12 protein-coding genes are annotated in these 14,568 nt (G+C 70.7%); 3 read left to right on the top strand and 9 right to left on the bottom strand.

Going from position 1 to position 14,568, the window contains the following annotated elements:
- Window positions 1-204: 204 nt before the first annotated feature.
- Together ACWD4J_RS08435 and ggt are read right to left on the bottom strand one after the other, a co-directional pair.
- On the bottom strand, window positions 205-2,001 hold the full coding sequence (locus ACWD4J_RS08435) for a hypothetical protein (protein ID WP_451394534.1): 1,797 nt from the start codon (window positions 1,999-2,001) through the stop codon (window positions 205-207).
- Between the two features lie 621 nt (window positions 2,002-2,622).
- Window positions 2,623-4,425, bottom strand: coding sequence for a gamma-glutamyltransferase (gene ggt, locus ACWD4J_RS08430; protein WP_451394533.1), 1,803 nt, complete (start codon window positions 4,423-4,425; stop codon window positions 2,623-2,625).
- Between the two features lie 120 nt (window positions 4,426-4,545).
- On the opposite strand from ggt, the gene ACWD4J_RS08425 reads away from it, so the two are divergent.
- Both ACWD4J_RS08425 and ACWD4J_RS08420 read left to right on the top strand, forming a co-directional pair.
- The gene (locus tag ACWD4J_RS08425; protein ID WP_451394532.1) at window positions 4,546-5,304 is read left to right on the top strand and encodes a hypothetical protein; all 759 of its coding nucleotides are present in this window, start codon (window positions 4,546-4,548) and stop codon (window positions 5,302-5,304) included.
- 142 nt (window positions 5,305-5,446) lie between these two features.
- Window positions 5,447-7,057, top strand: coding sequence for an alpha/beta fold hydrolase (locus ACWD4J_RS08420; protein WP_451394531.1), 1,611 nt, complete (start codon window positions 5,447-5,449; stop codon window positions 7,055-7,057).
- 68 nt (window positions 7,058-7,125) lie between these two features.
- Here ACWD4J_RS08420 and ACWD4J_RS08415 read toward each other — a convergent pair whose 3' ends face one another.
- The 5 genes from ACWD4J_RS08415 to ACWD4J_RS08395 form a co-directional block, all read right to left on the bottom strand.
- Window positions 7,126-8,025: an amino acid ABC transporter permease gene (locus ACWD4J_RS08415; protein ID WP_451394713.1), complete on the bottom strand. Its 900-nt coding sequence runs from the start codon at window positions 8,023-8,025 to the stop codon at window positions 7,126-7,128.
- A gap of 5 nt (window positions 8,026-8,030) precedes the next feature.
- Complete coding sequence (locus ACWD4J_RS08410; protein WP_451394530.1) at window positions 8,031-8,675, bottom strand: amino acid ABC transporter permease; 645 nt, start codon at window positions 8,673-8,675, stop codon at window positions 8,031-8,033.
- Between the two features lie 11 nt (window positions 8,676-8,686).
- A complete protein-coding gene (locus tag ACWD4J_RS08405; protein WP_451394529.1) occupies window positions 8,687-9,613 on the bottom strand; it encodes a glutamate ABC transporter substrate-binding protein in 927 nt (308 codons plus the stop codon).
- 17 nt (window positions 9,614-9,630) lie between these two features.
- On the bottom strand, window positions 9,631-10,374 hold the full coding sequence (locus tag ACWD4J_RS08400; protein WP_451394712.1) for an amino acid ABC transporter ATP-binding protein: 744 nt from the start codon (window positions 10,372-10,374) through the stop codon (window positions 9,631-9,633).
- A gap of 185 nt (window positions 10,375-10,559) precedes the next feature.
- Window positions 10,560-11,006 (bottom strand): DUF6278 family protein, encoded by a 447-nt coding sequence (locus ACWD4J_RS08395; protein WP_451394528.1) that lies wholly within the window; start codon window positions 11,004-11,006, stop codon window positions 10,560-10,562.
- Window positions 11,007-11,184: 178 nt separating this feature from the next.
- On the opposite strand from ACWD4J_RS08395, the gene ACWD4J_RS08390 reads away from it, so the two are divergent.
- Window positions 11,185-12,957 (top strand): SGNH/GDSL hydrolase family protein, encoded by a 1,773-nt coding sequence (locus tag ACWD4J_RS08390; RefSeq protein ID WP_451394527.1) that lies wholly within the window; start codon window positions 11,185-11,187, stop codon window positions 12,955-12,957.
- A gap of 70 nt (window positions 12,958-13,027) precedes the next feature.
- On the opposite strand, the gene ACWD4J_RS08385 is transcribed toward ACWD4J_RS08390, so the two are convergent.
- Together ACWD4J_RS08385 and ACWD4J_RS08380 are read right to left on the bottom strand one after the other, a co-directional pair.
- Window positions 13,028-13,807, bottom strand: a complete 780-nt coding sequence (locus tag ACWD4J_RS08385) for an exodeoxyribonuclease III (protein ID WP_451394526.1) — start codon at window positions 13,805-13,807, stop codon at window positions 13,028-13,030.
- Window positions 13,808-13,884: 77 nt separating this feature from the next.
- Complete coding sequence (locus tag ACWD4J_RS08380; RefSeq protein ID WP_451394525.1) at window positions 13,885-14,517, bottom strand: MBL fold metallo-hydrolase; 633 nt, start codon at window positions 14,515-14,517, stop codon at window positions 13,885-13,887.
- Window positions 14,518-14,568 lie beyond the last annotated feature (51 nt).

Raw genomic sequence — 14,568 nt, 5'->3', positions numbered from 1 at the left:
GGGAACGTCAGAGAGCCTCTACGCCCGTAGAAACAGGGTGTAGAGGCCGAAAGTAAGCCGCGTCGGGGAGCTGGGCAAGACCATAGCCGTTAACCGGCTGAGTCGATCATGTTTCGCACCCGAGCGGGTGAGGTGCGGGCGGGCGTGCGCCGACCCCTGTGCGCCTACCGCGCGCCCGCCCGAACTCGACGCCTGCTCATGTGCTCACGCGCTCAGCCCGGCCACCCGGAGTGCGTGTACGAGGTCCCAGTGCCGCTCGTCGGACAGCGCCTGCGCGGCGTCCAGGAGCAGCGGCACCAGCAGGTCCGGGTCGCTCTGGGCGCTGCGGGCGGCCTCCTCGGGGGTGCGGACCCGGACGTACGCGTCGAGCAGGACGCGGGCCTCGCGGGTCCGGCCCTCGTCGACGAGCGCTGCGACGGCGTCGCCGATCTCCCGGGCGGGCCGTACCACGCCCTGGCGCAGGATCTGGTCGCTGTCCGAGGTGCGGCCCGCGGCGGACAGGGCGTCCGCCGCGGCGACGAGCCGGTCCGGCGGCAGTGACGCGGTCTCCCACAGCAGCGTGGCCCAGTCGGCGCCGAGTCCGGCGTGGTGCAGTCCGGCGGCGAGCAGCGGGAAGCGGGCGGGCGGCCAGTACGCGGCCTCGACGAGCACGGCGTGGGCCTCGCCGCTGCGGCCCTCCGCGCGCAGCCGCACCAGGGTCTCGACGGTGCCCGCGACGGCCCGGCGCGCCTCGCCGTCGACCGGCAGGGCCTCCTGCCCGTGCTGGGCGTCCTCGGCGGCTCCGGCGAACCGGGCGCCGCGGGGGGTGCCGCCGGTCGTCGCCGGAGCGGGCATCACCGGCAGCGGCATCGCGGGCATGGCGGCGGTGTCCGGCGCCGCCTCGATCCCGGCGAACCGGGCGCTGCCGCGCCGGCGCTTGGTGCGGGCCTCTGCTTTGCGGTTCTCGGCTTTGTCGGCTCTCTCGGCTTCCCGGGGCTCTGCCGTGCCGCCGCTCTCGGCTTGCCCCGTCTTGGGAGCGGGGTTCGCGGACCGGGGAGCGGGCTCCTGTCCGGTGCCGCGGCCGACGCCGGTGGCGGGGCCCTCGGCGGGGTGTCCGGGGTGGTAGCCCCCGGCAGAGGCGGGATCGGACCCCGTGGCCGCGGGAGCGTACCGCCGGGCGGATGCGGACGCGCCTCCGGCAGCGCTGGGGCCGTAGCCCCCGGCAGACGGGGATCGGTCCCCGGCGGGTCCGGGGCCGTATCCGCCAGCGGACACAGACCCGTACGCGCCGGGCGCCCCGTGCTCCGGGGCGGCCGATCCGTAAGCGCCCGTGGACGGGCGAGTCGGCCCGTCCTGGTGCTGCGCCGGCCCGGCCGCCGAGGGGCCGTCGGCCGAGGGCTCCCGGTCCTCCGGGCGGAACCAGTCGTCGGGGACGCTGGTGCGGCCTGCCGTGACCGAATGGCCCGCGCCCGGCCGCACGGGGCCCGCCGGGCTCTCCGGTGCGGCGGGCTGCCGCCAGGCCGGGCCCGGCCCAGGCACCTGGCCGTCCGGTGTGAAGGCCTCCGAGCCGCTCCACAGCCGATCCACCATGGCGATGCGGGAGCGGAATTCGGCGCAGCGCGCCGTCGCACGCTCGTGGTCGTCGCGGGCCCAGGCCAGGTCCAGGCGGAGAGCCTCGGCCTCGTCCGGCGATGTGGCGTCGCGCAGCAGCCCGCCCAGTTCCGCCTGGCGCTGGGCGGCATGCCGCTGCTCCCTGAGCATGACGTCGAGCCGGTCGCCGAGCGCCTCCCGGCCGCCGGGCCTGGCGTCGTGTGCGGCCAGTGCCGCGGCATGCAGGCTGCGCGCCTGCACGGTCTCCGGCCCGGCGATCCAGTCGCCGCGCTCCGCGGCGAGGTCCTGGATCAGGGACTCGACGACATCCCAGGGCGGCACCTCCCGGCCCTCCAGGCAGGCCTGCATCCCTTCGGGATCGCGCTGCCAGAAAACGCCGCACCAACCGGAGCCCTGATCGAGCTGAGTCACGAGCCTTCTCAGATAGGCCGCGAACTCCCGAACCTGATCCGGGAGTTGTTCCACTGTCATCGAAGCCCGCCCGTTCAGACTGGAATCTTCCGATCCGCCAGGAAACACCCGTCGTGTTACAGGCGCGCTACGAGCAGTTTGCAGTGCAGCCGCAAAGCTCTCTGCGAGGGCTGGAGGGCGGCTGTGCGGGGGCGTTCCGCCGTTGCGGGGTACCCGCCCCTGGGTCCCACGTGAGGGCACCGTACGTCGCGTGGGTTGTGCCCACCCTCCCCCAGCTACCGCTGGGAGGTGCCCCCAGCCCTGCGGGACGATTGCCCACAACGGGAGCGGCTCGTGCCGCCACAACGGTCGACCCGCAGACGCGCTCCGGCCGAAGGGGACGTGGCGGGATGTGCGCCCGCTGGGGGTACCTCCCAGGCCCTTAAGGCACTGGGGGAGGCCGGCGCACAGTGTGGGCTCGCCTGACGATCTACGGCTCGGCGCCAGACCGAGGACGTACACCGCCGCGGCCCCGACCCACCCACCGGCAGAAGGCGCACCAGCCGCCCACCGCCCGCAGCCGCGCACGCCCCGCCCCACCCACCGGCAGGTGGCAAGACCGCCACCCGCCGGAGGCAGCCGCTACGAAGCCGGCCGCACCACCATCGCCGACCCCCCACCCCGCCGTACCGTCTCGGCCGCCGCGAGCCAGCGGCCGTCCTTCAGGCGCTGGACTCCGGTGGCCGCGCCGATCTCCGGGTTCTGGCGGAAACCATGGCCGATGGACTCCAGTTCCGCCTTCAGCGGGCTGTTCCACAGGCCCGGTTCGAGTTCCGTCGTCGTCTGGTTGCGCTGGCTGACGCGCGGCGCCGCGATGGCGTCGACCAGCGGCAGGCCGCGGTCGAGGAAGCCCGTCAGGGTCTGCAGCACGGTCGTGATGATGGTCGCGCCGCCGGGCGAACCAAGAGCCACCACCGGCTTGCTGTCCCGGTCGAGGACGATCGTCGGAGACATCGACGAACGCGGCCGCTTGCCGGGCCCCGGCAGGTTCGGGTCGTGGACGTCGGGGCTCGCGGGCGCAAAGGAGAAGTCGGTGAGCTCGTTGTTGAGCAGGAAGCCGCGGCCCGGCACGGTGATGCCGCTGCCGCCGGTCTGCTCGATGGTGAGGGTGTACGAGACGACGTTGCCCCACTTGTCGGCGACCGTGAGGTGCGTGGTGTTCTCACCCTCGTACGTGGTCGGGGCGGCCTTGTCGCCCGTCGCGCAGGCGGCCGGGTCACGCGGATCGCCCGGCGCGAGCGGGCTGGTCAGCACGGCGTCGTCCTTGATGAGGCAGGCACGTGAGTCCGCGAACTTCTGCGACAGCAGCTCCTTCGTCGGGACGTCCTCGAAGGCGGGGTCGCCGACCCAGCGGCCGCGGTCCGCGAAGGCGATCCGGCTCGCCTCGATGTAGCGGTGCAGGTACTGGACCTCGCTCGCCTTCGAGAGGTCGGTCTTCTCGAGGATGTTGAGCGCCTCGCCGACCGTCGTGCCACCGGAGGACGAGGGCGCCATGGAGTAGACGCCGAGGCCGCGGTAGGAGGTCTTCGTCGGCGCCTGCCGCTTGGCGCGGTAGGCGGCGAGGTCCTTCAGCGAGAGGTCACCGGGCCGCGCCACCCATCCCGAGGACGGGTCCACCGGCGGCTCGTTCACCGTGCGCACGATGTCCTTCGCCAGGTCGCCGTGGTAGAGCGCGCCGACGCCCTTGCGCCCCAGCTCGGCGTAGGTGGTGGCCAGATCGGCGTTCTTGAAGGTCGAGCCGACCGCCGGAAGCTCACCGCCCGGCAGGAACAGCTTCGCCGTGTCCGGGAAGTCCTCGAAACGGGCCTGGTTGGACTCGGTCTGCGAGCGGAAGGTGGCGTCGACGGTGAAGCCGTCGCGGGCCAGCCGCTCCGCCGGTTTCAGCAGCGTGCCCAGCGACCGGCTGCCCCACGCGTCGAGAGCGCTCTGCCAGGTCGCGGGGGTGCCGGGCGTGCCGACGCTCAGTCCGCTGGTGACCGCGTCGGCGAAGGCGAGCGGCTTGCCGTTCTCCAGGAACAGCCCGGAGTCGGCGGTCAGCGGCGCGGTCTCGCGTCCGTCGATGGTCTGGACGGTACGGGATTTCGCGTCGTAGTAGACGAAGTAGCCGCCTCCGCCGATGCCCGACGAGTAGGGCTCGGTGACGCCGAGGGCCGCCGCGGTGGCGACCGCTGCGTCCACCGCGTTGCCGCCGTTCCTCAGGACCTCGATGCCGGCGGCGGACGCGTCCGCGTCGACGCTGGCGACCGCGCCGCCGTATCCGACGGCGACCGGTGTCTTCTCGGGCGGAGACGCCGCGTCCGAGGAGGGTGGCGCGGCCGCGCCGAGCGACACCACGGCCGCCGTAACGGCCACGAACGACAGGCTCCGCGCAACAGGGCGACGCATCCGTACCTCCAGTCGACACCGGTACCGGCAGCCTAACTTCACTGCCATGCTCCCGTCAGGACCGCCTGTATCCACACTGAGCTCGAACACGGGTACGCGCGACCGCTACCATGCGCGCCCATGACTGACGACGTGCGCAACATCGTCCTCGGCGTGGTGGCGGCGGGTATCAGCGCCGCGCTGGGCTGGCTCGCCCGTACGTATCTGTGGAAGCGGAAGCTCCGCCGCAAGCAGGCGTTCTTCGGGCTGCCTGCCAATTCCGAGTCCCTGCTGGTGGTCAACCGGGAGGCGGGCGGCCCGGAGCTGACTGTGATGCGGCACGATGTGTTCGCGCTCCTGGAACTCTCCGCACTGATCAAGGACTGCGGTGCGCACGCACAGGTCGTCGCGCACGATGCCGCCCAGCAGGGCTTCGGTGAGCGCACGGAGTTCTGCGTAGGCGGTCCGTCGTCGAACCGCCGGATGGCGGCTCACCTTCAGTCCCTCCTGCCGGGCGTCCTCGTCAACACCGACGCGGAACCGGGTCCGGACCGCGGCGCCTTCCAGATAGGCAGCGAGCGCTACCGTGCGGAGCCCGGCAAGGCCGAGTACGTGGTCCTCGCCCGGCTCACCGCAGGCCAGAGCCGGGCCGCGAGACCCGTGTTCCTCTTCTGCGGCCAGCGCGCGATCACCAACCAGGCGGCCACGCGCTATCTGGCCCGCAACCACGAGCGGCTGGCGCGCAAGCACGGCAGCGGCTCGTTCGTGCTGCTGCTGAAGGTCGTCAACTCGCAGGCGTACGGCCCGGACGTGGTGGAGCTGGTCGCCGACGTCACGCGGGCCGCGCAGGCCCCGGCACCGGCGACGTCCGCGCCCCGTACCTCTCATCGCGCCTCATGAGCAGGCCGGTTGCGCGCGGACCCCGTACCGGCCCTCGCACAACAATCGTTACTCCCACGTAATTTACCGATGGGTTACCCCCGGTAAGCCATCACGGTTACCGTCAGGTCACTTTTCACTGGCACGAGTCAGGAAGGTGGCCATGGGACACCCGCACAAGGTTCTGCGTACGACGGGCGTGGGAGTCGTTTCCGCGACCTTGGTCGCCGGCGCCGCGCTCGGCCTCGCCCCCGCCGCCGCGCAGGCGGCTCCGGCCGTGCAGGCGACGGCGACCGGCACCGCGTACGCCCCTGGCATCCGGTTCGTCGACATCACCGGCGACGGCGGCACCGTCCTCCAGGCCAACGTCGTCACGCCGGCCGCAGCCGCCGACGCCACCCGCAGATTCCCGGTCGTCGTGCTCCCCACCAGCTGGGCCACACCGCAGGTCGAATACCTCGCGCAGGCGCAGAAGCTCGCCGACTCGGGCTACGTCGTGGTCACCTACAACTCCCGCGGCTTCTGGCAGTCCGGCGGCTACATCGAGGTCGGCGGCCCGCAGGACATCGCCGACGCCTCGAAGGTGATCGACTGGGCGCTGGCGAACACCCCCGCGGACCCGGCGAAGGTCGGCATGGCAGGCGTCTCGTACGGGGCGGGTATCAGCCTGCTCGCCGCCGCACACGACAAGCGCATCAAGGCGGTCGCGGCGCTCAGCGGCTGGGGCGATCTGATCGACTCGATCTACAGCGGACGCACCCAGCACCTCCAGGCCGCCGCCATGCTGGGCGGCACGGCGTATCTCACGGGCCGCCCGAGCCCCGAACTCCAGCAGGTCCTGAAGGACTTCCTCGGCTCGAACCTGGCCAAGGAGCAGGAGCTGATCGCGTGGGGCAAGAAGCGCTCCCCGGCCTCCTACGTCGACCAGATCAACGCGAACGGCGCCGCGATCATGCTGGCCAACGCCTGGGGCGACACCATCTTCCCGCCCAACCAGTACGCCTCGTTCTACGAGAAACTGACCGGCCCGAAGCGACTCGAACTGCGGCCCGGTGACCACGCCACGGCCGAGGCGACAGGGCTGCTCGGCCTGCCCAACGACGTGTGGACCGACACGACCCGCTGGCTGGACCACTATCTCAAGGGCGCCGACAACGGCATCGACAGCGAGCAGCCCGTACAGATCAAGTCCCGTACCGACGGCGGCTACGAGGGCTATCCGGACTGGAAGTCGGTCGGCCCGACCCGCAAGAAGATCGCGCTGGCGGGCACCACCACGATCCACGCCAATGTCGACTCCGGTGCCGACGGCGGCATCCTGATGCTCTCAGGCGCCCTCGACCAGTTCGTGCAGGTCCCGCCGGTCGCCTCCGTCCCGCTGCTGCCGCGCCGCTACGCCGCGGTGTGGCAGTCCGAGAAGTACGCCACGGCGCAGCAGGTCCGCGGGACGACGAAGCTGCACACGACGGTGACCAGCACCGACGAGAGCGGCACCCTCGTCGCGTATCTGTACGACGTCGGCCCGCTCGGCCTGGGCAAGCTCGTCAGCAACGCCCCGTACACCTTCCACGGGCAGACGCCCGGCAAGCCGTTCGCCGTCGACCTGGAGCTGTTCTCCACGGCCTACGACGTCCCGGCAGGGCACCGGCTCGCCCTGGTCGTCGACACGGTCGACCCGCTCTACATCGAGCACAACCCGACCGGCGCACAGCTGACCTTCTCCTCGTCCGCGGCCGACCCGTCGTACGTGTCGGTACCGCTGCGCGAGCAGTGATCTTCGGCTGACGCCGGGCAGGGGCGTTCCTGCGGGTGGTCTGTTCTCCCCCCATCGCTCCTTCCCCCCTACGGCTTGGGCGCCGTAGGGGGCCCGGCCCCCGGTAGCAGCGTCCCCGGTTCCGCCGGAGCGACCTCCACGGCCTCGGTCTTGGGGCTGCGCCGCTCGAGCTTCGCCACCCAGGTGGCGAACCAGGACAGCAGCATGCACATCCCGATGTAGATCGGCGAGATCACCATCACCACGGGGATGAACGGCAGGTCGTAGTCGAGGTTCCCCGCGATCAGCTTCCCGGCGTGCAGGAACTCCTCGTACGTGATGAGGAAGCCCAGCGAGGTGTCCTTGAGAGCCACCACCAGCTGGCTGATGATCGCGGGCAGCATGGCGCGCACGGCCTGGGGGACCAGGACGTACGACATGACCTGGGTCTTGCGCATGCCGAGCGCATACGCCGCCTCGCGCTGCCCGCGGTCCACGGAGTTGACGCCGGAGCGGAAGACCTCGGCGAGGACCGAGCCGTTGTAGAGCGTCAGTCCGGCGACGAGGGCGGGCAGCGGCTGGACCTTCAGCGCCACGAAGATGAAGAAGATCATCACCAGGACCGGCATGGCGCGGAAGAACTCGACGATCAGCGTGGCCACCCAGCGCACCGGCGCGTGGTCCGACAGCCTGCCGACCGCCAGGACGCCGCCGAGCGCGAGCGAGAGCACTGCGGCGATCGCGAACGCCTTGAGTGTGTTGCCTAGCCCCCGCAGGAGGAGTTCCTGGATACCCTCGTACTCGAAGGGCATCCACTTGGTGTAGGTGAACTGGCCGGTGTCGAAGAGCAGGTACAGCAGCCACGCGATGAGCCCGATGATGACGAGCGTCGCGAGAACGCCGTAGACGAGGTGCCGCTTGCGGGTCTTGGGGCCGGGGATGTCGTAGAGGGCGGAGGCGGATGCGGCGGCCGCGGCGGTACGGGCCATGGGGCTCATCGGGCGACTCCATAGCGCTGCTCCAGCACGTTGAAGATCGCGCTGATGGTGAGGGTGATGATCAGGTAGCCGACGGCGATCCAGACGAAGGTCCAGACGATGTTGTAGCCGCGTTCGCTGAGGATCTTGTAGGTGCCGAGGAGTTCGGTGACGCTGAACGCGCCCGCGATCGCGGAGTTCTTGGCGAGCGCGATGAGTGTGGAGCCGACGGGCGGGATGACTGTGCGGAACGCCTGCGGCAGCACGACGGTCGACAGGGTCTGGCTGAACGTCATGCCCAGACTGCGGGCCGCCTCCCCCTGCCCTCGGGGCACGGTGTTGATGCCTGCGCGCAGCGCCTCGCAGATGAAGGCGGAGGTGTAGCAGCCGAGGGCGAGGACCGCGAAGAGCTGGAACGGCAGAACGATTCCGAACCGCGGCAGGCCGAGCAGCACGGCGAAGAACAGCAGCGTGAGCGGGGTGTTGCGCAGCACCGCCACCCACACCGTGCCGATGACCCGCAGCGATCCGACCGGCGCCACTCGGAACGACGCCATGACGAAGCCGAGGACGAGCGCCAGGATCGAGGCGTAGACAGTCAGTTCGATGGTGCCGAGGAAGCCCTCGACGTAGACGGAGAAGTTGTCGATCAGTACGTTCACGCGGGCCTCCCTCAGCTCGCCGGGTAGCGGTCGATGGGCGGCGGCGTGGGCGCCGGGACGCCGGACAGGCCGAGCGTCGCCTCGTACGCCTGCTTCCAGTAGCCGTTCTTCTCACCGTGCTGCAGCGCGTCGTTGATCGCGTTGCGCAGCGCGTTGTCGTGGCGCGGCACGCCGATGCCGTAGGGCTCCTCCGAGAACGGCTTCCCGACGACCTTCAGCTCGTCCGGCAGCTTGGCCGCGAAGCCGATGAGGATCGCGTCGTCGGTGGTGACGGCGTCGACCTGGTAGGTGAGCAGGTTGTCGACGCAGACCGAGTACGTGTCGTACGCGACGAGGATCGCCTTCGGGTACTGCTCCTGGATCCGCTGGTATGGGGTCGATCCGCTGGCGGAGCAGACGCGCTTGCCGTCGAGGTCCTCCGGTCCCTTGATGTCCTTCTCGTCGGCGCGCACCAGCAGGCTCTGGCCCGCCATGTAGTACGGGCCGGCGAAGCCCACGAGCTTCTTGCGGTTGTCGTTGATCGTGTAGGTGCCGACGTAGTAGTCGATCTGGCCGTTCTGCAGGGCCGTTTCGCGGTTCGCGGAGGCGATCGTCTTGAACTGGATCTTGTTCGGGTCGAGGCCGAGGTAGGCCGAGACCATCTTGGCGATCTCGATGTCGAAGCCGGTGTACTCGCCCGTCGCCGGGTCCTTCTCGCCGAGGTACGGCTGGTCCTCCTTGGCGCCGACGATGAAGTAGCCGCGCTTCTTCGCCTGCACCCAGGTCGGCGATTCGGGCAGCTGGAAGTCCTTGTTCACCTCGAACGTGGGCAGTTTGTCCTGCGCGGGGCCCTTCACCGGCGGGCTGCCCTCCTTGCCGCAGCCGACGGCGGCGAGGGCGGTGAAGGCCGCGATCACCAGCAGGGCGAGGGCGCGGCACAGACGTGTCGTACGCATCATGGCTGTCGTCCCCCGCCTCAGTGCTTGAGGATCTTGGAGAGGAAGTCCTTGGCGCGGGTGCTCTCCGGGTTGGTGAAGAAGTCGTGGGGGGCGCGGTCCTCGATGATGCGGCCGTCGGCCATGAACACGACGCGGTTGGCGGCGTTGCGCGCGAAGCCCATCTCGTGGGTGACGACGACCATGGTCATGCCGTCCCGGGCGAGCTGCTGCATGACCTCCAGGACCTCGTTGATCATCTCGGGGTCGAGGGCCGAGGTCGGCTCGTCGAAGAGGAGCGCCTTGGGGTTCATGGCGAGGGCGCGCGCGATGGCCACGCGCTGCTGCTGGCCGCCGGAGAGCTGGGCGGGGTACTTCTCGGCGTGCGCGGCGAGGCCGACGCGGTCGAGGAGTTCACGGGAGCGCTGGTCGGCCTCGTCCCTCTTCCGTTTGCGGACCTTCGTCTGAGCGAGAGAGATGTTCTGCAGGACGGTCTTGTGCGCGAAGAGGTTGAAGGACTGGAAGACCATGCCCACCTCGGCGCGGAGCTTCGCGAGGGCCTTGCCCTCCTCGGGGAGCGGCTGCCCGTCGAGGTGGATGCTGCCCGACTCGATCGTCTCGAGCCGGTTGATCGTGCGGCACAACGTCGACTTGCCCGACCCGGAGGGACCGATGACCACCACCACCTCCCCCTTGCCGACTGTGAGGTTGATGTCCTGCAGGACATGCAACGTCCCGTAGTACTTGTTCACATCACGCAGTTCGATCAGAGGATCGACGGCCAATGGATCAACGGCCATGCCCAGCTCTACCCACTCTCAGCGGTCTCGGTTCGCGCAAACTATCCACCGCAATATGGGATTTAACGCATGACACGCGCTTACTGGAATAAAAGGTATTTGTCGGGCGATGAGCCTTGGTGAGGGACACACTCGGGCCGCTCGCGCCCTCTCCTTGGCCGGATCTTCCGTCAGCCCTCGGAGGCCTCCGCGTACACCTGGGAGAGCTGGGGCGCGCCGTTCACCGCCCAGTCGAGCCCGGACTCGACGACGTGGATCTCGCGGCCCGAGGCGAGCCGCACCACGGGGTGGCCACCGGGCCAGACGTGCCAGGCCGCGCCCGGCACGGTGCGCACGATGACCGTGCCGAGGTAGAGGCCCGCGTCGTTGCCGAGCCACGGCAGCATCTCGGGGTCGTCGCGCCAGCGCGGCAGCAGCTGGTCGAGCGCCTCCAACGAGGCGGCGGAGTCGTCGAGTTCCAGACCCGTCTCCCCCGCCTGGGAACGCAGCAGCTCGCACTCGGACAGGAGCGCGCCGACACCCTCGGGGTCGGCCGCGAACGCGGCCGCGAGCACATTGCTCCGTGCCGTCTCCGCCGACTGCCGCTTGCGCCAGATGTCCAGGAAAGGGATGTTCATACCACCCAGACTGGCACCGACCCCCGTCCGGGCACCACAGGCGCGCGGAGCTACCCGTTCGGGAGGAGTCCGGCGCAAGTTCGGACGGTGTTCTGGTCCGATTCATTGACGCGTCCCTGTCCCCTCTTTAGCTTCATGGCGCACCAGTCACCTTGTCCCCGAGCGGGAGGAGTCGGTCGTGCGCCGACGCATAGGGGGTCCGGCCGCGTTACTCGCCCTTCTCGCCACGGTGGTGCCCGTGGCGTCCGCCGAGGCAACACCCGGTAACAGAGCCGAGCCGCTCCCTCTTGAGCGGCTCTTCGACAACAGGGCGGTCAGCGACGACGCACGCCCCGGCGACGCGGACTTCGACGGCTCCGGCGGCTCGCTGTCGGCCCAGGACCTCACGGCCGCCGGATGGACCCCCGGGCGCTCTTCGACCGTGGACCGTGCCCGCCTGACCTGGCCGCACACGGCCCCCGGCGAGCCGGACAACGTCCGCGCCGACGGCCAGTCCGTACGGCTGCGCGGGCGCGGCGACGCCCTCGCCTTCCTGGTCGCCGGCACGGGCGGCGAGACACAGGGCACCGGAACGGTCCGGTACCAGGACGGCTCGCACAGCACCTACCGGCTGACCGCCCCGGACTGGCGCACCGGTCCCCTGGCCACGAAATCCGTTGCCCTGCCGCACGTCAACACACCCGGTGGCCAACTCGCCGACAAGGCAAGGCTGTACGTGGTGACGGTGCCGGTCGTGCGCGGACGCGCCGTCGCCTCCGTCGAGCTGCCCCGGGACAACGGGCCTGACCTGCACGTCTTCGCGCTCTCCGTGCGAACGACGACCGAGGGATGGACGGGCAGTTGGTCGGCGTCCCCCGCCGGTTACGCGGCCGTGGGGCCCTGGACGGACCGGACGGTACGGCTCGTCGTGCACACCAGCACGGGCGGACCCCGGGTGCGGATCCGGCTCGAGAACACCTTCGCGGCCACGCCCGTACGCATCGGCAGTGCGACCGTGGCCGTGCAGGACGCGGGCGCGGGGGCCCGCGGCGAGCCCATGGCGCTGTCGTTCCGGGGCGCCGCCGGGACGGAGATCCCGGCAGGCGCACAGGCGTTCAGCGACCCGCTGGACTTCGACGTGCCCGCCGGCACCAACCTGCTGGTGAGCTTCCATCTGCCCGGCACGGTGACGGCGGCGCCCCTGCACAGCCAGGCCATCCAGCGGTCGTACGTGAGCGAGCCGGGCGACCACGCTGCGGACGGCTCATCCGCCGCGTACACCTCGACGATCACCACCTGGCCGCTGCTGACCGGGGTCGACGTGGGCGGTGGGCCGGGTTCCGTGGTGCTCCTCGGCGACTCGATCACCGACGGGGTGCGCTCGACGCAGGACGCGAACCGGCGGTGGCCCGATGCGCTGGCCACCCGGCTGCTGAACCAGAGCGCCGTCCCTCGGTACGGGGTCCTCAACCAGGGCATCTCGGCGAACCGTGTGGTCACCGACCGTTACCCCGGCGACGGCGTCTCCACCGACACCGGCGGCGTCAGCGCCCTGCACCGGCTCGACCGCGACGTCCTCGCCCAGATATCGGTGCGGACGGTGGTGGTCTTCCAGGGGATCAACGACGTCCGGTGGGGGGCTTCGGCGGAGCAGGTGATCGCCGGGCTGCGGAAGATCGCCGGGCGGGTCCGGGCGCGGGGGCTGCGGGTGCTGGCCGCGACGATCACGCCCTGCCGGGGGGAGTCGCTGTGCACCGCCTCCGCCGATGCGGAGCGGGTTGCCGTCAACGCGTACATCCGGGAAAGCGGTGGGGACTTCGACGGGGTGCTGGACTTCGATGCCGTGGTGCGGGATCCGGCGGAGCCGGCGCGGATGCTGCCCGCCTATGACAGCGGGGATCATCTGCATCCGGGGGATGCGGGGTTGGCGGCGATGGCGGTGTCGGTGGATCCGCGGGTGCTGGGGCCGTAGGGGCGGGGCGTCGCGCTGGGCGGGCTCACAATGAGCCCGCCCAGCGATTGAGGACGAGCCCGAAGGGCGATTACACGTCCAGGTCGACCACGACCGGCGCGTGATCCGACGCCCCCTTCCCCTTCCGCTCCTCCCGGTCCACGTACGCATCCGACACCGCCTTGGCGAACGCCTCGTTCCCGTAGACGAGGTCGATCCGCATGCCCCGGTTCTTCGGGAAGCACAACTGCCGGTAGTCCCAGTACGTGAACGGCTGCTCGTACTTGAGAGGACGCGGCACCACGTCCGAAAGCCCCGCCTCCCGCAGCGACACGAGGGCCGCCCGCTCGGCGGGAGTGACGTGCGTGAGGCCCTCGAAGAACCCGGGGTCCCACACGTCGTCGTCGGTCGGCGCGATGTTGTAGTCGCCCAGCACGGCGAACGGGCGGCTGCCCCCCGCGTCCCCGGCGACCGCCGCCTTGAGGGCCTCGAGCCACTGCAGCTTGTACGCATAGTGCGGGTGGTCCACCTCGCGGCCGTTCGGCACGTACACCGACCAGACGCGGGCCTGGCCGCATGTCGCGGAGATGGCACGGGGCTCCTCCGCGCCGTCGTACCCGGGGTCGCCCGGCAGGCCCCTGACCACGTCCTCGATGCCGACCCTGGAGATCACCGCCACGCCGTTCCACCGGCCGGTGGCGTGCACCGCCGATTCGTAGCCCAGCTCGCGGAGCTGCTCGACCGGGAAGCCCTCGGCGGTCGTCTTGGCCTCCTGCAGGCACAGCACGTCCGTACCGCTGCTCTCCAGCCAGGCGAGCAGCCTCGGGAGGCGGGCGGTGATCGAGTTCACGTTCCAGGTGGCGATGCGCATGCCCTACAACCTACCCGGCGGGTACGACAACCGGCCCGGCCGAGGAGCGGCCGGGCCCGGCCCGCCCGGCAGCCCCCTCAGAGCTCCGCCGAGGTCCCGGGCACGAGGCGGAAGTGCTCCGCCCCGCCCAGCGCGCCGATCTGGTTGTCGTAGACGGGCCTGGCCAGATCCGTGAGCAGCGCGTCATGGATGTCGTACGCCCGCTGCGGCTTGACCTCGCGGACGTAGTCGATGACCTCGGAGATCTTGTTCCAGGGGGCCATCACCGGGAGCATCAGCGTCTCGACGGGCCGGCCGGGGACCGTGAGGGCGTCGCCCGGGTGGAAGAGCGATCCGTCGACGAGGTAGCCGACGTTGGTGATGCGTGGAATGTCCGGGTGGATCACGGCGTGCAGTTCGCCGTGCACCTGGACGTCGAAACCGGCGGCCCTGAAGGTGTCGCCGTGCCCGACGGTGTGCACGCGTCCGGGGAAGGCGGGGCCGATCTTGTCCGCGACGGACTTCAGCGTCCAGATCTCCGCGGCCGGGTTGGACTCGAGGCCGGCCCGCAGCCGCTGTTCGTTGAAGTGGTCCGCGTGTTCGTGCGTGACAAGGATCGCGTCGGCGCCGACCGCGGCGTCCTCCTCGCTGAAGCCGCCGGGGTCGATGACGAGGGTCTGTCCGTCCTTCTCCAGCCGGATGCAGGCATGAGACTTCTTCGTGAGCTTCATGGGTCCCATCCTGCAACGCGGCCCTGCCTGGCCGCGTACGGAGTCACAAAG

The organism is Streptomyces sp. NPDC002577 (assembly GCF_053594815.1).
The sequence above is the reverse complement of the archived record's forward strand: the minus strand, read 5'-3'. Positions and strand labels throughout refer to the sequence as shown.